Genomic DNA, 19783 nt, shown 5'->3' on the forward strand with positions numbered 1-19783 from the left:
TCCTATTATACACTCTATTTTTGTACAGAAGAATATTTATTGTACAAGAGGGAAAGATTAATTTTCCAGTTTGGAAATATCTATTTTCAAGCTGTCTATAAAAATAGGCCCATGCTGTTAAAAGCATGAGCCTATCTTACACTATTTTTGTACACAATAAGGTAATGAAAAGTAATTTATGCTTTGGGGAATCACATAAATTATGACAACATAGGTATAAATAAATACTTACATGCGAAACGTAAAGCATTCATTATTTAAATTGTACTTGGATAGTAGAAAGCAATGCCACTTTTTTTAATTTACATATATTTTTTTAATTTACATATCAGGTTAAAAAACTTTCATTTATTGAGCTTTTACCGACCTTACTCCGTTAGAAAAGCTGCAGATAAAAAGTTCTCCCACAAAAAAACCGTCTCTAAGTTAATAGCTTCACTTATGAGACAGCCTTTTCTTTTCCTTCTATTATTTTGCCCAGCTTTCCGTCACTTTTTTATTTTTAGAAATCCAGTTTTTCACACCTTTTGTTTCGTCTTTTGCACTGTTAATTTCTGATTCTAAAGATGCTAGTTGATCGGCACTAATAGAAAAATCTTTCAGCCACTTTGCTGCTTCTGGATAATCTTCTTTAAATGCCTTTTTGCTAATCGACTGTATTTTTTCAGGTCCAGTTGGATTCATCGTATTTTTGGGATCTTTTAAGTATCTGAGATTATACTTTTCAAAAGCCCAGTGCGGGCGCCATAACGTAACAACAATGGGTTCTTTATTAGCAATGGCTTTATCTAATTCCGATAACATGGCGGCTGTGCTGCTTTCTACTAAATTCCAGTCTTTTAACCCATAGCTTGGCATCGCATGATCTTTAGTAAGACCATTTATTCCAGATCCTGGTTCAATACTAATAATCTTTCCGTTAAACTCATCTTTCTTATTTTTTAAATCAGCTAGTGACTGCGCGTCTACGTAGTCGGGAACGGCCAATCCGCTATCTGCTTGATCATACCAAGTACCGAGCACGTCAACTTGTTTTCCAAATCTTTTCATATAAGAACTATGGGTGGTCGGCATCCATACATCCAAAAATAAATCAATGTTTCCTTGAGCAATTCCTGAGAAAAGCGGAGCTACGTCGCTTTGAACTGCTTTAACTTTATAACCTTTTTCCTCTAATAATTCCTTCCATAGAAACGTAACAGCTACGGCTTCGTCCCATGGTATGTATCCAATTGTAATTTCTTTTTTAGTCGTCGTGCTGCTTGCCGTATTGCTATTACCACATGCGGAGACAAGCAGCATAATGACGATTGTTAGCATAATAAAAGAAAATTTTTTTGATTGTTTCATATACTCCCACCTTTATTCATTTTATTTACTTGATTGAATACCTTTTCTTTTTTGAGTAGAAAGGTGCGTCAGACGATCTAAAATAACGGCAATAATGACAACTGCAATCCCGCCGATAAATCCTAAGCCTACATCCAACATACTGATGCTTCTTAATACCTCAGCACCCAAGCCCCCTGCACCGACCATTGAAGAAATAACAACCATCGAAAGAGATAGCATAATAACCTGGTTTACACCCGACATAATCATAGGCAAAGCGAGCGGCAGCTGGACTTTAATTAATTTTTGCCATTCCGTCGCTCCAAAAGCTTCTGCTGCTTCTAAAGTGGTCTGGGGAACTTGCTGAAGTCCAAGCAGCGTCAGACGAACGGCAGGCGGCATTGCGAAAATAAAAGTAGCAATAAGAGCTGTAACATTCCCTAATCCAAATAAAAGTACGGACGGAATTAAGTAAACAAAAGCAGGCATTGTTTGCATAATATCAAGAATGGGCTTTATCACTGCTCCAACTTTGTTAAAGCGGTGTGATAATATGCCTAAAGGAACGCCAAATAGAAGTGAGATAATAGTAGAAGCTAAAACGAGAGATAAGGTCAGCATCGATGCTTCCCATAAATTCAAGCTAATAATAAGAAGTAAACCAAAACACGTAAATACAGCTATCTTCCAATCTGTTAACCATAGCGCTAATAGAACAAAAACAATGACCGTTACTAGCGGAGGAGAAGCGGTCAATACCCATTCGAGACTGCTTATTAAGCTGGTCATTATTTGGTTGATTCCAGTAAATACACCTGAAAAACTATCAATCATGTAATCAACAAATGAGTTTGCCCATTTATCTAAAGGAATACGAGGAATCGTCGCGGAATTTACCATCATATTTATCGGACCTCCATTTGATATGACTTAACTTCTTGTTGCTCCGTCACTGCAGTACGTTCAGTGAGATTTGCAATAAGGGTGCTTGGGGAAATCATACCTTGTAGGCGATGATGATTATCAACAATGACTACAGGCGAATGACTGTCTGTAAATAAAGGAATCATTTCTTGTAAAGACATATCGGGATTAACACAATGCGGCTGTGTCATTTCTTTTCCTTTTAAATCATGCTTATGAGCTTCTATCAGCTCCATCACCGTATAAATGCTCATTAAGCCCAATAAGCGGTCAGCACTATCAAGAACAAAAATAGTAGATAAATGATTGGTTCTCATTCTTCTTAATACGACTTGCGGTGATTCATACTCATAGGCAGCCGTTTCTACCGGAACCACCGCGTCTTTAGCAAGGCGAATTTTACCGTAATTAACGTCTTGAACAAGCAGCTTTACATAACCGGTTGCCGGTTGACTTAAAATATCTTCAGCGGTTCCAAGCTGTACAATTTCCCCGTCTTTCATCACGGCAGCCCGGTGGCCTAAAGTTAATGCTTCATCTAAATCATGCGTCACAAAAATAACTGTTTTTTGTACTTCTCCCTGAATATCAAGAAATAGCTTTTGCATATCTCTTCGAATAAGAGGATCTAAAGCTGAAAAAGGCTCATCCATCAGCAAAATCTCCTGTTCAGAAGCAAGAGCTCTCGCTAGTCCAACCCGCTGCTGCATACCTCCTGATAGTTCATAAATTCTTTTATAAGCTTGTCCATTTAAGCCCACCATTTCAAGGGCCTTTTTCCCTCGCTTTTCTCTTTCGTTTGCTGATACACCTTGTATCTCTAGACCGAATGTAATGTTGTCAATCACGGTGCGGTTTGGAAGGAGGCCCACATTTTGAAAGACCATCCCAATTTTATTTCTCCGGACTTCCTGAAGTTGTCTTTTTGGCATATGAGAAATATCTTTGTTTTCTAGATATACCGTCCCTTCTGTCGGTTCTACAAGCCCGTTCAAGCATCGAAGTAAAGTAGATTTCCCGCTTCCTGATAATCCAATTAACACAAAGGTTTCTCCCTTTTTCACTTCGAAATGAGCATTGTAAATAGCAACGGTTGTCTTAGTAGCTTGTTCGACTTCATATTTACTTTCTCCAGCTTCTCGTAGCTTAAGAGCCTGTTCTTTTTGGCGACCAAATACTTTTGAAACATCGGTAACGCGGATAATGGGTTCTGTTAGTTTAGAGCTTGTACTCAATTTATTTCCCCCTTATTTTAAAGTAGATTGTTAGAGGTGGTCTGACACCTCAAGGTAACGTGTCAGACCACCTCCACTTACTATTCGACCTTCATACCGATTGCTTCCAATACATAATTGTAAAAATGAGAAACGTGCTGTTCGATAGGTACTAAAATACCTCCTTCTTTATAAGATTTTGAGCTCATATTTTCTTGACACCACTCACACGCTTCAAAGTCTTGTAAATTAACGCGGTGAAATAATTCCACGGCATCTTTTGGGTCAAAATCAGACTTAGCCATTTCTTCCGGGTCGAATAACCATTCACAAATCACTTTAGACTTTTCCGCACTAATTGGAATAATACGATGAATAATAACGTGATCCGGTGTTAAATTGATAAATACAAGCGGCAGAACGGTAATGCCAAAATACGTGCGGTCATCTTCCGGAAGCAATCCTTTTAGCATAGGACGGCTTCCTTTCCCGCTGATTGAAAAAGCTTCTAATTCATTTCCAAACTTAGCTCCGCCTCCCACGGAATTTTGAGTGCCCACTCCCAAACGAAATTCAGGCAGCGTGGCCGTAAGTTCAGGATGAATAGAGGAACAGTGATAGCACTCTTGAAAGTTTTCTACAATAAGCTTCCAGTTTGCCTCGACTTCATATTCTTCACGATGAGCGGATTTCAAGTTTTGAATTTCATATCTAGCAAACGTATAAAGTTCTCCAAAACGATCAAAAATTTGTGCGTCTAGCTGATATTCAACAGACATAGGATTGTCAGATAAATTAACCCAAACCATACCGTGCCACACTTCAATGTGAACGGATGTTAGTCCGTAATTTTCATTATGCACGAGTTCTTCTCGACAGTGGCTTGTGTTAGGAACACCCACTAAATCACCATCTAAGCTATAACTCCACGAATGATATGGACAGCGAATAACACCTGCTTTACCGGATGCTTGGCTGCACAGCTTAGCTCCTCGATGCCGACATACGTTCAAGAATCCACGCAGCACGTGATCTTTTCCCCTAGTAATTAAAATATTTTCGCCTTCAACTCTCGTCGTAATATATTGTCCCGGCTCTGCTATTTCGTATTCAAATGCAACTAAACTCCATGATTTAGAAAATATATGATCTTTTTCTAACTTAAAAATGTCCGAAGATGTATACAGCTCTCCTTTCAACGTGGGCTCAAGTCTCCCATTATCATTCACTAAACCATGTTCCATAACCATCTACTATTCCTCCTTCGCTTCTTTAGAAACATTTAAATAGAACCATTCGCAAGAGCTGACGACGATTTATACTATTTTATTCGCCGCAAATCGCTGCGGAGTAAACAAATCAATTGGGTGATTAGTTTTTCCCTCTATCACTAAATCTGCTAAAATCTCTCCTACTACGCTTGCAAACTTAAAACCATGTCCAGAAAATCCAGCTGCAATCGCTACTTGAGGATATTCAGGATGCAGTGAAATGACAAAATGCTCATCTGGTGTATTGGTATACATGCACGTTTTCCCTTGTAAAAATCGACCGTTAAGCTGTGGAATACCTTGAGATAGATAGTGCCGCATCATGTTCACTTCGTCTTCATATATATTTCGATCAATCGTTTCCGGCGTACACGCTGTTCCTTTTCGAAAAAACGCCACTTTTGCTCCTTCAGCCTTTAATCCAAAAGAAGGGAAACCATACAACTGTACATAATCATCTGCTTCCCAAATATAAATCGGCTGTTTTCCCACTGAAAAAACATCTATTCCTTGTGTTGGTTCAAAAAACATTTGCATATGACGCTCTACTTGTAAGCTAACACCTAAATCCCGTAATAAATCGGGTGCCCAAGCGCCTGCAGAAATAATGATTTTTCCAGCTTCATATATTCCATTAGCTGTTACAACGCGCACGCCTTCACCAGAAGGATGAGCTTCCCACGACACCACTTCCTCAAAAAAATGAAGCTCAGCTCCGTACTTTTCTGCTTGAAGAAGGTGAGTATATACGCTCGCTTCCGGCCTAACGAATCCAGCTTTTTCTTCATATAGAGCAACCGTAGCAGGTGAAGGTGTAAACGCCGGAAACCGTTTGTAAATATCCTTTGCTTCTAGAATCTCATACGCAAGATTCCACTGTTTAGAGCTTTCGATGCTTCCAGAAACCGTCAAGCTATCAGGAGGTCCCATCATAAGTCCACCGGTAACCGTAAGAATTTCTTGACCGCTTTCTCTTTCAATTTCATTCCATAATTCGTAGGCGCGAAGCAATAATGGAACGTAAGCAGGGTCTTCAAAATACGACTGTCGAATGATTCTAGAACCGCCGTGACTCGATCCTAGGTCATGAGCGGGACCGTATTGTTCTAACCCCAATACCCGCTGACCTTTTTTGGTGAGCTGATAAGCAGCCGTACTCCCCATAGCTCCTAATCCGATAATAATGACATCATAATGTGTTGACATCTGCATTCCTCCTGTCTTTCGATTGATCAATTAAACTACCGCTGGGGAGTGTGTCATCATTGTTGCTTTATAACGCTGACCAAAGTATTCGACTTCTAAAACCATTTCTTCATCTACAGCTCGAGATAATAAAGTGTGTACAATTCCTTTTCCTAAGCTGTATGAATAGCCGGCACTTGTCACAAATCCGAGGGCTGTTTCTCCATAAAAGACCGGTTCATATCCCATTACTATCGCTGAAGGATCATCTAATATGAGCGTCGCTAATACTGTTTCAGAATCTTTTCGCTGACGATCAAGCAATGCCTCTTTTCCAATAAAAAATGGTTTTGTTAAATCAACCATTTTATGAAGGTTAACTTCATATGGATGATGCTCACTCCAAAAGTCTTTCCCGCTTTTTAACGAAAAAGATTCAATTCGAAGATTTTCAAGAGCCCGGTCTCCCGCGGCAATCAGCTGATAAGGCTGTCCTTGTTCAATTAATAAATCCCATAAATTCAGGCCTTGATCAGAAGTCGTAATCAACTCCCAGCTCTCCATTCCCCCGTAGGAATCACGCAGAGCAAGAACTGAACTATTTTCAATAAACAGGGTTTTCGCTTGCCCTTGAATCCAAGCGCTGCTAAGGTCTGATCGTTGAGCCACGGACTTCATTACTCCTTTAGCTCTAGGACCAATTAATGCTATACTGCATGTCCCTGACGTTACATCTTGAAAAACGACTTGACCGTCCTGAGGCACGTGTTTTTGAATCCAGCTTGCTTCTACAGCTCCCGTACAAACAATCAAGAAAGTGGATATATTTTTGCGAATAACCGTTATTTGATCTTTTATGCCGCCTCGCTCATGCAACATACACGTACGTATGCTTTGACCTACTGTAATGTCTATATTTCCTGTCGTTAGCTTCTGTAAAAACTGGAGAGCTCCTTCCCCTTTAATTTCCAACCTTTTCTTTGCTGCCGTTGTATCGTAAATCGCTGCGTACTGACGAGTATGCAACTGTTCAGCCTCGATAATCGGTGACCAATATTCAGCGGACCATCCCTTTCTTATTACCATCTTCTTTTCATATGTGGATATAAGCGGATAGTTAGCTTCATACCACTGCGGCTGCTCCCACCCTGCTTTTTCGTTAAAATACGCTTTTAGTTCTTGCTGACGCATATAAAATGGACTTACGCGCATGTTTCGCGATACTTTTCGCTGCATAAATGGATGATGAATGCTATAAACCTCTTCATACTCTTCAATAGACCGCTGTTTGTAATAAACAGGGCTGCATGCATACGTATCGAAACGATTGATATCGCATAGCTCCAAATCCACAGTCGGGGCACCATTCATCATCCATTCAGCCATTTGTCTAGCGACACCTGCAGAGTGCGTTACCCATATGGCTTCGGCTACCCAAAATCCCTCTACTGCTTGTGATTTACCAAGCAGCGGCATCCCATCAGGTGTGAAGGAAAAAATGCCGTTGATTCCTTTTTTTATTCCTGCTCGTTTTAATGCCGGAATTAATTCCATTGCATCTTCCCACGGTTTTTCAAAATCTTTTGGTGTAAAAGGATTAACTGAAGGCATTTCTTTTGTTTCTCCGTATTTTGTAATGTCACTGAGTTCGACTGGAAACGGCTCATGCTGATATGATCCAATCCCAAGCCCTTTCTCTACCTGACGAAAATAAATTGCATTATCCTGATCTCGAATAAGAGGAGTCGCGGCTTCTTCCGTTTCTCCGTTTAATTCAAGTAAATCATTTGTAAACACATATTGATGAGCCATCGGCTGAAGAGGAATCGTTACACCAACCATTTCTCCGATGCGAGGTCCCCAAAATCCGGCACAGCACACGATTACATCTGCTTCAAATTTTCCAGCGCTCGTGTACACTGCCTTTACTTGACCATTTGTCACTTCGATATTCTTCACTTCTGTATGACCGTAAAATTCTACTCCACACTCTTTAGAAAAACGAGTCATTTTATCAACGGCATGCAAAGGTTTGGCAATACCGTCTGACGGAACATAGAGACCTCCGCAAATACGCTCAGGACAAATCAGCGAATTTTTTTCCGCGCATTCCTGCGGTGAAAGAAGAAAAGCTTCGATTCCCCATGAGCTGGCAACACCAGCCTTTCTCTTTAGGTCTTCTAATCGCTCTGGTGTACGGGCAACTTCTAAACTGCCGACAGGATAAAACGAGCGCTGTTCATCTGTACTCAACTCTTTAAAGGTCTCGACTGTTTGAGAAGCTAGTGTTGTCAGGATTTTTGAAAAGCTAAGCTGAAATACAAGCCCCGGAGCGTGAGAAGTAGATCCTCCCGTTTCAAACAAAGGGCCTTGCTCAATCACTGTTATGTTTCTTTGCCCCATTTTGCTTAAATAGTAGGCAATGCTGCACCCGACAATTCCAGCTCCTATCACTACTATCCTCTTATGTTCCATCACTTCATATCTCCCTCCTTTTTTGGTTTGAAGATGTTAAATATTGTCGATAGTTAATTATATTTTTAATATTCATAATTTTCAAAGTATTTTGTCAAAAAGTGTGACATAGATTTTTTCAGACTTTCTTCCGCTAATGTTCGGATAACGCTTTCTTAACTTTAAAATACCAGAAAAACTGCCGTCTTTTTCTTTCGAATAACGAATTTTAAAGAAACTATCTATCTGTCAAAATGACACTTATCAATGAATGGTTATACCAAAAAATGACGGAAAGAAGATAGCTAAAATAACTTAGCTATCTTCTTTTTCAACCATTTACCGATTAATTAATTTTGAAGGTCTAAATACTTTTGCTTATTTTTAGACCAAAGTTGCTTGTTTGACTACTTTTTTCATTTCTTCTGCAACGTTTCTTTTGTCTTTTTCACTTGTAATCCCCCCGCCTACAATCACAAGATCCGGCTGTGACTGCACGATTTCAGGAAGTGTATTCAGTTTACTACCTCCTGCGACCGCTGTTTTTGCATTTTTCACAACTCGTTTAATCGTTTGAAGGTGATCGAACGGGGTTTCTCCTTCAGCTTGAAGATCATACCCTGTGTGTACACAAATATAGTCAACACCGAGTGCATCGACTTCTTTTGCACGTTGTTCAAGGTTTTTTACATTAATCATATCAACAAGAATTTGTGTTCCTTGTTTTTTGGCCTCTTCTACAGCGCCTTTTATAGTCGAATCATCAGTAGCGCCAAGAATGGTAATAATACTAGCCCCCGCTTCAGAAGCTTTCATTACTTCATAAGCACCTGCATCCATAATTTTCAAATCAGCTAATACCTTTAAAGACGGAAAGGCTTCCTTGATTTCTTTGACTGCTTTTAGCCCTTCGTTAATCACAACTGGAGTTCCAATTTCTACAATATCGATATACTCTTGAACCTCCTGCACTACTTCTTTTGCCTCTGAAATATTTACAAGATCCAATGCTAATTGAAGTTCCATACTTACTTCACTCCTTCATTAAATGGGGTTGTCTAGCATGAATTCATTGTAAAACCGTTACTTTCAAAAAAAAAGTAGGCACTTTTAAAACATATAGTCACTAAAAATATACTATGGACGCTTCAATGCAGCGTATCATTCGTGTTTATTTTAGAAAATTCTGAATGATAAGGGTAGTTTTATTCTTTTTCAACAAAAGGTTTTAACCCATATGGCTGGAATTATTCATTTCAGGATCTATAACGGTTTCCATATAATTTTTTCCCCACTCATCCATGCTCTCAAGGATGGGCATCAAGCTTCTCCCGTGTTCAGTCAAGGAATATTCAACTTTTGGAGGGACAACCGGATAGACTTTTCGGTGAACGATTTGATCTTCTTCCAATTCTCGCAGCTGACTTACTAACATTCGCTGAGTAATTCCCGGCATCATGGACTTTAACTCCCCAAATCGTTTCGTCCCTTCTTTTCCTAGGTGCCACATAATCAACATTTTCCACTTGCCTCCAATAATCGTTAACGTTAATTCCTTTTCACAGTTAAACGTTTTGCTAAAAAGTCTGCTCAATCCTTTTTCCTCCCTTTTTATGCGTAATAGTATAGTTTTAGACACTATATGAAAATAAAGTGCCTACTTATAAAGGAAAATTGTACCTGCTATACTGTAATCTGTAAAGACGGTAAAAGACTATATTCACTGTAATAGACCGTTAAAATAAAGGAGGAGATCAATTGGGCAGTGTAGCTCGTTCACGTGATAATTGTCTCAAGTCTCATTCACCACAAGCGTTAGAAGTGGATTCCATGACCTTTATCTTATTTGGAGCAACAGGAGATTTAGCTAAAAGAAAAATTTTTCCTGCGTTATATAATTTATTTTTAGATAAAAAACTGCCTTCTTCCTTTTCTATTGTTGGTACGGGTAGAAGCAACTGGTCTAATGATGCCTTTCAAATATATGTAGAAGAATCAGTAAAGACTTTTTCAAGGCGCTTTAGCCAAGGTGAATCCAAGATAAAAGAATTTCTTAAGACAGTTGGCTATCATAAAATGGATGTTACCAATAGTGATGGATATGACCAGTTGCTGCAGGCTATTCAAGAAGGCGAAGCAGAATTAAATATTCCTGAAAATCGTCTTTTCTATTTATCAGTGGCTCCTGAATTTGTAGACGTTATTGCTTCAAATATAAATAGCGGCAGATTGGGATCTACAAAAGGCTGGAAACGTCTTATTATCGAAAAGCCTTTCGGACACGATTTACAATCTGCTCAAGTGTTAAATCAAAAGCTTACTGAAACGTTCAATGAAGAAGAGATTTATCGTATCGACCACTATCTGGGAAAACCAATGATTCAAAATTTGGAGGCTCTAGCATCTGCAAACCCTATTTTACAAGCACTATGGAATCATCACTACGTTGCAAATGTCCAAATTACAGCTAGTGAAACAGTTGGTGTAGAAGAAAGAGCGCCTTACTATGATCAGTCCGGTGCAATTAGGGATATGTTCCAAAACCATATGCTTCAAATGCTGATGATGACTGCCATGCAGCTGCCAAAGACACTTAACATCGCAAAAACTCGCCAACAAAAGATAAAAATTATGAAAAGCCTTCGCCCTCTACAAAAAGAGTTTATCCATTCGAACGTCATAAGAGGTCAATACGAAGGAGGAAAAATCCAAAATCGTTCCGTTATAGGATATAAAGATGAGCCCGGCATCAATGCAGCTTCCGTTAATGACACATTTATAGCAGTCCGGGTATGGATTGATCATGAGCTTTGGAAAGGAGTACCCTTCTATCTTCGCACAGGAAAACGAATGAGTAAAAAATGCACGCGTATCGTCATTGAATTTAAACATCCTTTAAAAGATGTTTATAAAGATGAAGAAGTTATTCCTAACCTTTTGGTTGTCGAAATCAGCCCAAATGAAGGTATCTCACTGCAATTAAACAGCAAAAATCCTTTGAATGACAATAAAATCGAACCTATTTTCATCAATTTCTCAACAAATCAAAAAGAAGTACCCGAAGCTTATGAACTGCTGTTATCTGATGCTTTACAGGGAGACTCCACATTTTTTGCTCATTGGGAAGAGGTTGAATTATCTTGGAAATGGGTGCAACCTATTTTAGAAGTTTTTAATAATGAACGCTTTCCTCTTCATTTTTATCCTGCGGGTACGATGGGCCCAGCAGCTTCAAATCATTTGTTAGAAGACGACGGGTTTAAGTGGTGGTGATTACTTTTAATCTCGTTAAAAAGAGGCTGGGGTAAAAGCATTTTATTTGAAGAAAGATCCGAACGATGAAGCGAGATTCTTGATGGAGAATCCAACTCGTTCGGATGTTTTCATTGTGGTTGTAAACGCAGGTTTAATGTATGTAGTTGCTTCTAATTGTTGATAGGGCAAGACGAAGACTCCTGCCGCCTGCGGAAAGCGAAGTCTTGTAGGGAAATCAGCTGCCGTATCACAAGCTGTTCAGCTCATGTATATTAGTTGTTCGTATCTTCTTTATTTAATATCAGCCATTTGATTTTTCGATCTCGCTCTTTTTTTTCTTGTTCATCAACCAAATCATATTTCTTCAGCAAGTGAAACATCTCGTTTAATGTTGTTTGCGAAGGATTTCGTACGAGAAACTCATGAAATAACGAGCGAATATCTTCTGGCAGCCATTGTGACTGCGAGTTAAACTTCTGCTGTACATCTTCTACCGAGTGGTCTAAATTACATTTACCCATACCTTTTCCTCCCTTTTTATGTAACTGTTTTGCATTTTTTAGTCTTCTTTTCGTTTAAACGTACTTGGCATAACAACTGCCACAACTTCTCCGGTCGCAACAATGATGTCACTCGCGTATACTTCTGTTTTAACTCTCCATTTCTTCGGGTGAATTTCTTCAACCGTTCCTATTGCTTTTAGTACTTCACCCTGCGGCGTTGGTTTTTTAAAATCCACGTGGAGAGAACCGGTAACAAACCGCGGCGGCTCTGCTGAATCTCCTATTTCGTAGCCATTTTTACGGTATAGAGCAAGAGATGCAGAGCCTGTTCCATGGCAATCAATCAGTGAGGCAAGAAGTCCGCCATAAACAAATCCTGGTATGGCTGTATGTTCAGGCTTAGGTGTATAAAGGGTAATGGTTTTTTCTCCTAGCCATCCTGTCCGAAAATGATAGCCGTCCTGATTTAATCGGCCGCAGCCGTAACACCATGCAAAATCATCCGGATATTCGTCTTGAATCGCTTTTACTACTTTTCCCATGCTTCACCACTCCTTTTTTCAGAATATTTTAACACATTTTCTCCTACAATCGTTAGAACTAAACGGACTATTTTCAAGCTTAAATAACTAAAAATCATCATAGAAGAAAAGCCTCACTTGAAAAATAATCGATTAACTAGGTTTTTATTTATAAATGATGGTGACGAGAAAGCATCTTTCTAATTGAAAGGTGCTTTTTTGTTTCTTATAAAAATATAAAAAAGAGGAGAGTTTTTATGAAGAACATTTTTATGAAATCAATGACCGTTCTTACCTTATTAATGGTCGCATTATGTGGAGTAAATCAGGTGAAAACAGAAGCAGCAAGTAAACCAGCGAATCAAGATCTAATCATCATTAACAAGTACTATAACAAGCTTGCCTATTTTCATAATGGTTATATTGAAATCGTTGATCCAGTAGCAACGGGAAAAACATCTGTTGGCTTCTTTAAGGTGGTAAACAAAATTAAAAACCGCCCTTACTATACAGGACATATTCCTGGGGGCGATCCTCGCAACCCATTAGGAAAAGGGTGGTTAGGATTAAATGCAAACGGTATTCACGGCAATAACAATGCTTGTTGTTTCATAATTATTTACTTCTATTACTGAGCGATAGGATGGAAATATCTTTCCATCCATATGCTTCATCTTCTACTATGCACTCTCCAAATTGGCTCTCTCGGTGAGTATAATACTTACCTCCCAAACGTTTATAAAATCCACGTCCAGATTTGTTATTTTTCATCACCCATACCATCATAGAAGAAATACCTTCATTCATAAAATGTTCAGCAACAGTTGAAATTAGACTTCTTCCAGTACCTAGTCCTTGAGCAGCAGGTAACAGGTAAAGTGCGTATAATTCTCCTTTAAATTCCTTGTCATTATTAATTTGAGCTGCTGCAAATCCAATAATTTCTTCAGAGTCATTACTAGCAATGTAAATAAATGATTTATGTAGTGAATCACTAAAAAATTTCATCCATTTATTTTTAGCTTCTTCATACGATAGTTCGTTTAGAAAGTTGTCTGGAACTAAACCATTATAGGTTGTCTTCCACGTATCAACATAAATCTTTGATATCACCCTTATATCGTTTATGTTTGCTTTTCTAATTTTCACCTTAAGCACCCCTTCTACATTCTAAACATAATTAACTTTATGTACTTACTATATAAAAAAAAAGTTTTATTATCTAATATTGAAAGTATGTGATATACAGAGGTAGTTACCATAATGTAAATTCCCGGAAATTATAGTTCTTCCAGCGTCTTCTCTAAATTTCAGCTTGATACTTAAGGGTGGGAATTCTATAATATAAATTATTAAAATAACTAAAAGCTGTAAAAGTCTGTTTACAGCAGGTGGATTTTTCGTTTGAATTTATTATTTTACTTTTCGCCACCCATCTCATATTTGAGATGGGTGGCTTTATTGTGTTGTATGGAGGATTTAATAATGAAAATTTTAAACTATGCTTTACTTGTTTTTCTGGGTGGTTGTTCTTATGGAGTGGTATCAACGTTTGTCAAATTAGGGTATGGTGAGGGATTTAGACTAAGTGAAGTAACAGGAAGTCAATATTTTTTTGGTGCTATCATGTTGTGGGCTATTGCAATCTTTGTTCCAAAAGACCGTTTGAAATGTAAACAGTGGGTTACTTTGGCCATAGGAGGCATACCGATGGGGCTAACAGGTATTTTTTATAATCAAGCGCTTGGTTATATTAATGCCTCATTTGCCATCATCCTTCTACTGCAATTCACATGGATAAGTATGGTTTTGCAATATGTATTTACTAAAGAAGCACCCAGTCGAAAAAGCTTCATCTCAACGATAATTATTCTTCTCGGTTCTGTCCTTGCTTCTGGATTTTTGCAAACTGGCATCATTTTTTCTTTTGCTGGAATCAGTTGGGGTATACTTGCTGCTTGCTCCTTTGCTTTCTTTATTTTTATAAGTGGGAACACAAATATATCTGTGCATCCTATTTATAAAAGCGCTATTATGACAACCGGAGCGTCATTGCTTATATTTATTTCATTACCACCAGTATTTCTTATAAACAGTGCGCTTACAGATGGACTATTCATGTATGGTCTTCTTACTGGATTCTTCGGTTCACTTGTTCCACCTATTTTTTTTAATATTGGCATGCCTAAAGTAGGTGGAAGCTTAGGGACCATTCTAAGTGCATCAGAGTTACCAACGGCCGTAATTATGTCTACACTTGTTCTCCACGAAACCGTCACCTTCCTTCAATGGATCGGTGTGATCATCATTCTAGGTGGAATTGCGTATCCAAACGTTCAGAGTCATAAGACCACTCGTTTAATAAAGAAAAACGTATAACATTTGCACTCACTATTTCTATAATTGAAAAGTTACCCTGCCAAACAATCTATTTTGGCAAAGGGTAGTTTTTTTACTTAATGATATATAATATTCCATTCTAACTGATATTGGGTAAGAGCTTTATTTTCTTAACGATTATATACACCGCATAATAATGGTTGAATATGCACAAATTAAACAATAAAACTAATTTAAAGGTGAATATAATGTCTTCTTCATTAAATAAATCTTCTCAAAATATTTCAAAGAGAATTGAAAGACAATTTCAAATCACAAGCGATTTTGAGAAAAGGACTATTTTAAAAGATAAAATTACAATATTTTATTTAAATACAATTGTAGATAAAGACCAGATACAAAAATATATTATTGAACCTTTACAGCAAACATGGGAAACGGTTAATGAAGATAATCCATCTATCCAGCAAATAAAGACTATTGTTAATTCTGCTTCTCTGAAAGAAACTCAGTCAGTTGAAGAGATCCAAGATGCTTTGGTTAAAGGAAATACCTTTCTTCTTATAGAGGGAGAAACAAGTGGATTGCTTATACCTACAACTAAATGGATAGAGCGAGGGTTAGAAGAAACATTAGGAGAACGAGCGATAAGAGGACCAGCAGTAGGTTTCACAGAAACTCTAACGACCAATATAAATATAATACGACGTATTATTCAGACACCCCAATTAATCATTGATACAAAACCATGTGGCACACATTTAAAAACAGATATATCTATCATTTACATGAAACACTTGGTGAATCGATCCATTTTACAAGAAGTACAGCATCGAATCTCTAAGATAGATGTAGACTACATACTAGCTTCAAGAATAGTCGAAGATGCTATTGAAGGAAAACCTAAAACTTTTGTTAACCTAGTTATGACAAAAGAGCGTGTGGACACAACGACTTCAGCTCTCTTAGAAGGTAAAGTAATTGTATTCGTAGATGGATCCCCTTATTCGATTATAGCCCCGAGTTTATTTGTCGATTTCTTTCAATCCGCAGATGACTTTCATTTAAAAACTGGACGTTTGATCAATCGGTCTATTCGATATTTTGGCTTTATTACTTCGATTTTTATTCCTGGCATTTATGTTGGTCTAGAAAAATTCCATAGTGATACATACAGTAAAAAAATCCAAAAAGATCTGTTTAACCATGGGGAATTATTACCTACGTTTTGGGAAATAGCCCTTTTACTTATTTTATTTCGTATATTAATTGATATAGGCACACGTGCTCCCAAAGGAACGGTTATCATCATCACATTGTTAGCAACTATTGTTATTGGTGAAATGTCTGTTTCAGCTAAACTTATCCATCCCGCAAGCTTAGTAGTAACAGGATTAAGTGTTTATCTATCTACTTTAGTTATTTATCGAGGACAAAGTGGAATAGGTTCATTAAGATTTTTATATTTCTTTACTTGCTATTACTTTGGTTTGCCAAGCATTATGCTTGTTTCAACTATTGTTATTCTATATCTTGTACAGTTAAAATCAGTAGGTGTACCGTATTTATCACCTCTTATTCCATTTAGGTGTGATGAATTTCAAGATATATTCGTCCGTGGGAATTTGCGTAAACTTCAAAGAAAGTCTCATGAATTTCCAAATGTTGAATAGATAAAACATAAACTTTTAACGTTTTGAACAAATTATCCAAGATGTTCTGAAACGTCAGCTAAGCATTGATTACCATTCATGAAATAGAAAAAACAACTGATTGGCCCCAGTTGTTTTTTCTGCTTTTAAGCTGTATATCGTATACAAAGTTAGTTACCATAATGTTACTTATAGGCAAAAGGGTACAAAAACACTAATTTATACTTACTGACTAAAACATTCGGGTTGAAGTGTGCTAGCATCGTCTTTCCCACCTACAAAAAAGGTAAAATAGTTCCCGTTGTAGTCATCTTCAGCCGTCATTTCCCAATTAATGTCTTTTTCCCAATTTAATTTTTTTACTTTTTTCCCCTGCTCATTCACATAATAATATTCTGAGTTATGCCAACCTGAATCTACCATTGAATACCAACCAAAAGATTCTGGGGAAGACGTTTCCAACCTTCCATCTTTAGAAATTTTATGAATGATTTTCTCATTTTGGACCTTTAAAGGTGCCTTGCCTTTCACATCATAAAAGATACCCACACAACCCGTATAACCATTCGGGATCAAATATACAGTGTCTGTTCCCTTTCGTTCATGAAAAAACAAAAAATAGATTGTACCAACTAACAACAATAATCCCATAAATATGTATCCGATTTTTTTCATTCTTTACTCCTTCGATTTCAGCACAAATCTTTAATAAATTTATAAAAAATACAAGGTTAGTTCATATGACAAACGTTATCGCTAATAAAAAGGACTCCTCTTAAGGAGCCTGCGGTCATATTAAGTCCTTTTCCATACCTTTATTTTATTTACTAAGGTAAAATTCCTTATCAAAAGTAGATAGATTAACTTCTCTAGAACCTTTTTTATAAACTTGATCTGCCCCCATTGTTTCTCCCTTTCTCCATCCATATAACCAAATACTTACTTGGTACCAAGGAGTAATACTTCCTGCTTCAGAGGCAATAAACCATTTATATTTTTCAGTGACATAGTCCTCACCTACAGTTGTTTTTACTAAGTGGGCTTCGCGAGGTATAGGAAATTCTTCAACATCATGAGATGGAGTATAAGCCAGCTTGAAATAACCGATTAATAACAGTGCAATGATAACAACAGCAAACATCTTTTTCCTTTTCTTTATCATAAAATGTATAACTTTTCCTTTTTAATATTAATATAGCACTACAAATAAAGGAAATACATGAAAAGTAATAGATATAAACAGATCAAAAGAATTCTATTTAGAAATTCTTGAATTTCAGCTTATATATGAACGCGCAGAAGAAAAGTTTGCATTTATTTCACTCAACGGTGCTCAAATAATGATCGAAGAATGTAATGGACACTGGCAAACTGGAGAACTTGAATATCCATATGGTCGAGGAATCAACTTTCAAATTGAAGTAGAAAACATAGAAAGTATCTTACAAAACTTAAAGAGGCACAGAATCAAACTTTTTAGAGAGAGTATGCTAAATAATTATAGTGGATTTATTCAAAAAGAGTTTATAGTTCAAGATCCAGATGGTTATTTGTTACGATTTTCTCAACCATGTTAAGTACCATGACAAAACCACTTTAGTCTATGAAACCCATATAGAAAAATAAGTTAACTTAATGTTAATTTTAGGATCTTGCTATTTAGGCAAGTTCCTACGTTTTTTTTAACTTTATATATAGAGTCTGAACTTGAAGATAATGACTGTACTATGGCAAACTGGTATAACTCTTTCAATGTATCCTTTTCTGCATAAACTTTCATCCACTCAATGCCATTAGAAACTGAAAAACAAAGACCCACTTTTTTTCTTTCCGGATTACATCTTTACAGAACCTAATGGCTGCAATACTTTCTCCTGTATTCGGATTCTCCAAGATACCAGGATCATAGCTGGAAGCAAAAATACTTAGCTCCTTGAACTTCTCTATCCCTAGAAAGATTAAAATAAAACCCCTCTGCCATCCTGTTGCATTCCAAAGCTGTTCATATCCTTTGATAACTTCTTTTTTAAATCTAGTTGATACTTGTTACGAGTAAGAGAAAGTATATCCGTGCACTGATGAAATAACTCTGTGTCTTTGTTAAGGCCATAAACATAGCATTCCTGAGCATATGTAAGCAGTGGATGAAGAATTAAATCATGCGCTGGTAGCGTTTCACTCTCTTCATAATCGTAAAATCCATTGGGAATTAACCCAACAAAAAAATGATCCAAAAAAACGCCACCTTTCAACCCAAAAGCTTCTTTATTTATATCATACCAATCGTTATAAGAAGTGTGTATCATATACATATCTAGTTAACATAATCAAAATTCTAGGAAGTAAAAAGAGGAGCTCTAGCTCCTCTTTATTTCTGAAAGTCTTGATTAAAAGTCTCAGCAATAAACATAAATTCTACATCGTCTTTATGGATAAAAAATGTAGTACATCCATCAATATCTGTAATCCTGTTTGATTGAGAACATATAACGTCTACCTCAACTAATTTAAAATTAATAGCATCAGTATTTTCAGTATCCAAACCAGTTGTTAAATAGTGAACACTATCTCCAAAAGACTTGAAAACAAGCCTTTTTCCTTTTAGTTCCTTATCGTTAACCTCAAAATAATTGTTATTCAGTATGCCTTTAAAGGGTATCATTTTTGGAAAGCATTCAATATGATGGATACCTTCATAACATCTTAAGCTAAACATTTAAGCGCGTGTTTCATTTGGCTCAATCTCAATACCGTATTTATAAGTAAACGTCTTATAAACCATTTCATAAAACAATGGAATGACAATATCGTCCCAAGCATCATAAGCATGAGCATGTATGGGAATTAGATGAGGGTATAAGCTCGTAATTGCTTGTTGGAAATTCAACAAAATGTCTGTGTCAGTAAGTTCACTCAAAGAATCATCCACTTCATGATTCTTAATCTTAGATAATCTATTATCGATCATTCAGCCATCCCTCCCTCCTTAGAAGAAAAGTGTTACTCTTTAATTATACCTTTATCGGGATTAACAACTGTATACCATATACAAAATCAGTTTACATAATACCTCCCAGAACACATCGCTAAAAAGAATCCTCTTGGGAGAAGGGGTCTAGATAAGGTCCTGTT

At 37.1% G+C, this 19783-nt stretch carries 20 protein-coding genes; 5 read left to right on the forward strand and 15 right to left on the reverse strand.

From position 1 onward, the window contains the following. Window positions 1-468: 468 nt before the first annotated feature. The 8 genes from AC0KUU_RS12305 to AC0KUU_RS12340 all read right to left on the reverse strand — a co-directional run bounded on the left by AC0KUU_RS12305 (window position 469) and on the right by AC0KUU_RS12340 (window position 9974). Entirely contained in the window at window positions 469-1350 is an 882-nt protein-coding gene (locus AC0KUU_RS12305) for a glycine betaine ABC transporter substrate-binding protein (protein WP_322551930.1), read from the reverse strand. Window positions 1351-1371: 21 nt separating this feature from the next. Then, window positions 1372-2235, reverse strand: coding sequence for an ABC transporter permease (locus AC0KUU_RS12310; protein WP_043979191.1), 864 nt, complete (start codon window positions 2233-2235; stop codon window positions 1372-1374). 2 nt (window positions 2236-2237) lie between these two features. Further along, window positions 2238-3491: a quaternary amine ABC transporter ATP-binding protein gene (locus AC0KUU_RS12315; protein ID WP_043979194.1), complete on the reverse strand. Its 1254-nt coding sequence runs from the start codon at window positions 3489-3491 to the stop codon at window positions 2238-2240. 80 nt (window positions 3492-3571) lie between these two features. Then, window positions 3572-4720: an aromatic ring-hydroxylating oxygenase subunit alpha gene (locus tag AC0KUU_RS12320; protein ID WP_043979196.1), complete on the reverse strand. Its 1149-nt coding sequence runs from the start codon at window positions 4718-4720 to the stop codon at window positions 3572-3574. Between the two features lie 66 nt (window positions 4721-4786). Continuing rightward, window positions 4787-5947, reverse strand: a complete 1161-nt coding sequence (solA, locus tag AC0KUU_RS12325; protein WP_322551929.1) for an N-methyl-L-tryptophan oxidase — start codon at window positions 5945-5947, stop codon at window positions 4787-4789. Window positions 5948-5977: 30 nt separating this feature from the next. After that, window positions 5978-8401 (reverse strand): GcvT family protein, encoded by a 2424-nt coding sequence (locus tag AC0KUU_RS12330; protein ID WP_322552494.1) that lies wholly within the window; start codon window positions 8399-8401, stop codon window positions 5978-5980. 363 nt (window positions 8402-8764) lie between these two features. After that, window positions 8765-9406, reverse strand: a complete 642-nt coding sequence (gene hxlA, locus AC0KUU_RS12335) for a 3-hexulose-6-phosphate synthase (protein ID WP_322551928.1) — start codon at window positions 9404-9406, stop codon at window positions 8765-8767. A 202-nt stretch (window positions 9407-9608) separates the two neighbouring features. After that, window positions 9609-9974: a winged helix-turn-helix transcriptional regulator gene (locus AC0KUU_RS12340; RefSeq protein ID WP_043979201.1), complete on the reverse strand. Its 366-nt coding sequence runs from the start codon at window positions 9972-9974 to the stop codon at window positions 9609-9611. A gap of 164 nt (window positions 9975-10138) precedes the next feature. Here AC0KUU_RS12340 and zwf point away from each other — a divergent pair, with 164 nt between their 5' ends. After that, the gene (gene zwf / locus AC0KUU_RS12345; RefSeq protein ID WP_162213936.1) at window positions 10139-11653 is read left to right on the forward strand and encodes a glucose-6-phosphate dehydrogenase; all 1515 of its coding nucleotides are present in this window, start codon (window positions 10139-10141) and stop codon (window positions 11651-11653) included. Between the two features lie 254 nt (window positions 11654-11907). Here the strand turns inward: zwf and AC0KUU_RS12350 are convergent, their stop codons facing one another. Both AC0KUU_RS12350 and AC0KUU_RS12355 read right to left on the reverse strand, forming a co-directional pair. Further along, entirely contained in the window at window positions 11908-12156 is a 249-nt protein-coding gene (locus AC0KUU_RS12350) for a group-specific protein (RefSeq protein ID WP_162213935.1), read from the reverse strand. Window positions 12157-12194: 38 nt separating this feature from the next. Further along, entirely contained in the window at window positions 12195-12680 is a 486-nt protein-coding gene (locus AC0KUU_RS12355; protein WP_043979205.1) for a PaaI family thioesterase, read from the reverse strand. A 236-nt stretch (window positions 12681-12916) separates the two neighbouring features. On the opposite strand from AC0KUU_RS12355, the gene AC0KUU_RS12360 reads away from it, so the two are divergent. After that, on the forward strand, window positions 12917-13294 hold the full coding sequence (locus tag AC0KUU_RS12360; RefSeq protein WP_237074721.1) for a L,D-transpeptidase: 378 nt from the start codon (window positions 12917-12919) through the stop codon (window positions 13292-13294). Here the strand turns inward: AC0KUU_RS12360 and AC0KUU_RS12365 are convergent. Continuing rightward, complete coding sequence (locus AC0KUU_RS12365; protein ID WP_043979207.1) at window positions 13275-13808, reverse strand: GNAT family N-acetyltransferase; 534 nt, start codon at window positions 13806-13808, stop codon at window positions 13275-13277. The genes AC0KUU_RS12360 and AC0KUU_RS12365 overlap by 20 nt on opposite strands. Window positions 13809-14144: 336 nt before the next feature. Here AC0KUU_RS12365 and AC0KUU_RS12370 point away from each other — a divergent pair, with 336 nt between their 5' ends. Then, entirely contained in the window at window positions 14145-15038 is an 894-nt protein-coding gene (locus AC0KUU_RS12370; protein WP_043979210.1) for an EamA family transporter, read from the forward strand. Window positions 15039-15247: 209 nt separating this feature from the next. Beyond that, window positions 15248-16672 carry a spore germination protein gene (locus tag AC0KUU_RS12375; protein ID WP_322551927.1) on the forward strand — a complete coding sequence of 475 codons (1425 nt, stop codon included), beginning with the start codon at window positions 15248-15250 and terminating at the stop codon, window positions 16670-16672. A 204-nt stretch (window positions 16673-16876) separates the two neighbouring features. On the opposite strand, the gene AC0KUU_RS12380 is transcribed toward AC0KUU_RS12375, so the two are convergent. Next, window positions 16877-17326, reverse strand: a complete 450-nt coding sequence (locus AC0KUU_RS12380; protein ID WP_043979212.1) for a DUF6843 domain-containing protein — start codon at window positions 17324-17326, stop codon at window positions 16877-16879. Window positions 17327-17471: 145 nt separating this feature from the next. Further along, window positions 17472-17792 (reverse strand): hypothetical protein, encoded by a 321-nt coding sequence (locus AC0KUU_RS12385; RefSeq protein ID WP_165575342.1) that lies wholly within the window; start codon window positions 17790-17792, stop codon window positions 17472-17474. A 142-nt stretch (window positions 17793-17934) separates the two neighbouring features. On the opposite strand from AC0KUU_RS12385, the gene AC0KUU_RS12390 reads away from it, so the two are divergent. Beyond that, window positions 17935-18228 (forward strand): VOC family protein, encoded by a 294-nt coding sequence (locus AC0KUU_RS12390; RefSeq protein WP_427670722.1) that lies wholly within the window; start codon window positions 17935-17937, stop codon window positions 18226-18228. A gap of 381 nt (window positions 18229-18609) precedes the next feature. Here the strand turns inward: AC0KUU_RS12390 and AC0KUU_RS12395 are convergent, their stop codons facing one another. Both AC0KUU_RS12395 and AC0KUU_RS12400 read right to left on the reverse strand, forming a co-directional pair. Then, window positions 18610-18885, reverse strand: coding sequence for a hypothetical protein (locus tag AC0KUU_RS12395; RefSeq protein WP_237074719.1), 276 nt, complete (start codon window positions 18883-18885; stop codon window positions 18610-18612). Between the two features lie 482 nt (window positions 18886-19367). Continuing rightward, entirely contained in the window at window positions 19368-19619 is a 252-nt protein-coding gene (locus AC0KUU_RS12400; protein ID WP_322551926.1) for a hypothetical protein, read from the reverse strand. Between the last annotated feature and the right edge of the window lie 164 nt (window positions 19620-19783).

This window comes from Priestia sp. ST2, from assembly GCF_055810735.1.

What these genes read in the sequence shown, in the direction of transcription:
- hxlA (WP_322551928.1), bottom strand. Translation starts at nt 9,406, where the DNA reads ATGGAACTTCAATTAGCATTGGATCTTGTAAATATTTCAGAGGCAAAA.
- AC0KUU_RS12310 (WP_043979191.1), bottom strand. Translation starts at nt 2,235, where the DNA reads ATGATGGTAAATTCCGCGACGATTCCTCGTATTCCTTTAGATAAATGG.
- AC0KUU_RS12320 (WP_043979196.1), bottom strand. Translation starts at nt 4,720, where the DNA reads ATGGTTATGGAACATGGTTTAGTGAATGATAATGGGAGACTTGAGCCC.
- AC0KUU_RS12385 (WP_165575342.1), bottom strand. Translation starts at nt 17,792, where the DNA reads ATGTTTGCTGTTGTTATCATTGCACTGTTATTAATCGGTTATTTCAAG.
- AC0KUU_RS12375 (WP_322551927.1), top strand. Translation starts at nt 15,248, where the DNA reads ATGTCTTCTTCATTAAATAAATCTTCTCAAAATATTTCAAAGAGAATT.
- AC0KUU_RS12370 (WP_043979210.1), top strand. Translation starts at nt 14,145, where the DNA reads ATGAAAATTTTAAACTATGCTTTACTTGTTTTTCTGGGTGGTTGTTCT.
- AC0KUU_RS12380 (WP_043979212.1), bottom strand. Translation starts at nt 17,326, where the DNA reads ATGAAAAAAATCGGATACATATTTATGGGATTATTGTTGTTAGTTGGT.
- AC0KUU_RS12330 (WP_322552494.1), bottom strand. Translation starts at nt 8,401, where the DNA reads ATGGAACATAAGAGGATAGTAGTGATAGGAGCTGGAATTGTCGGGTGC.
- AC0KUU_RS12400 (WP_322551926.1), bottom strand. Translation starts at nt 19,619, where the DNA reads ATGATCGATAATAGATTATCTAAGATTAAGAATCATGAAGTGGATGAT.
- solA (WP_322551929.1), bottom strand. Translation starts at nt 5,947, where the DNA reads ATGTCAACACATTATGATGTCATTATTATCGGATTAGGAGCTATGGGG.
- AC0KUU_RS12360 (WP_237074721.1), top strand. Translation starts at nt 12,917, where the DNA reads ATGAAGAACATTTTTATGAAATCAATGACCGTTCTTACCTTATTAATG.
- AC0KUU_RS12350 (WP_162213935.1), bottom strand. Translation starts at nt 12,156, where the DNA reads ATGGGTAAATGTAATTTAGACCACTCGGTAGAAGATGTACAGCAGAAG.
- AC0KUU_RS12305 (WP_322551930.1), bottom strand. Translation starts at nt 1,350, where the DNA reads ATGAAACAATCAAAAAAATTTTCTTTTATTATGCTAACAATCGTCATT.
- AC0KUU_RS12355 (WP_043979205.1), bottom strand. Translation starts at nt 12,680, where the DNA reads ATGGGAAAAGTAGTAAAAGCGATTCAAGACGAATATCCGGATGATTTT.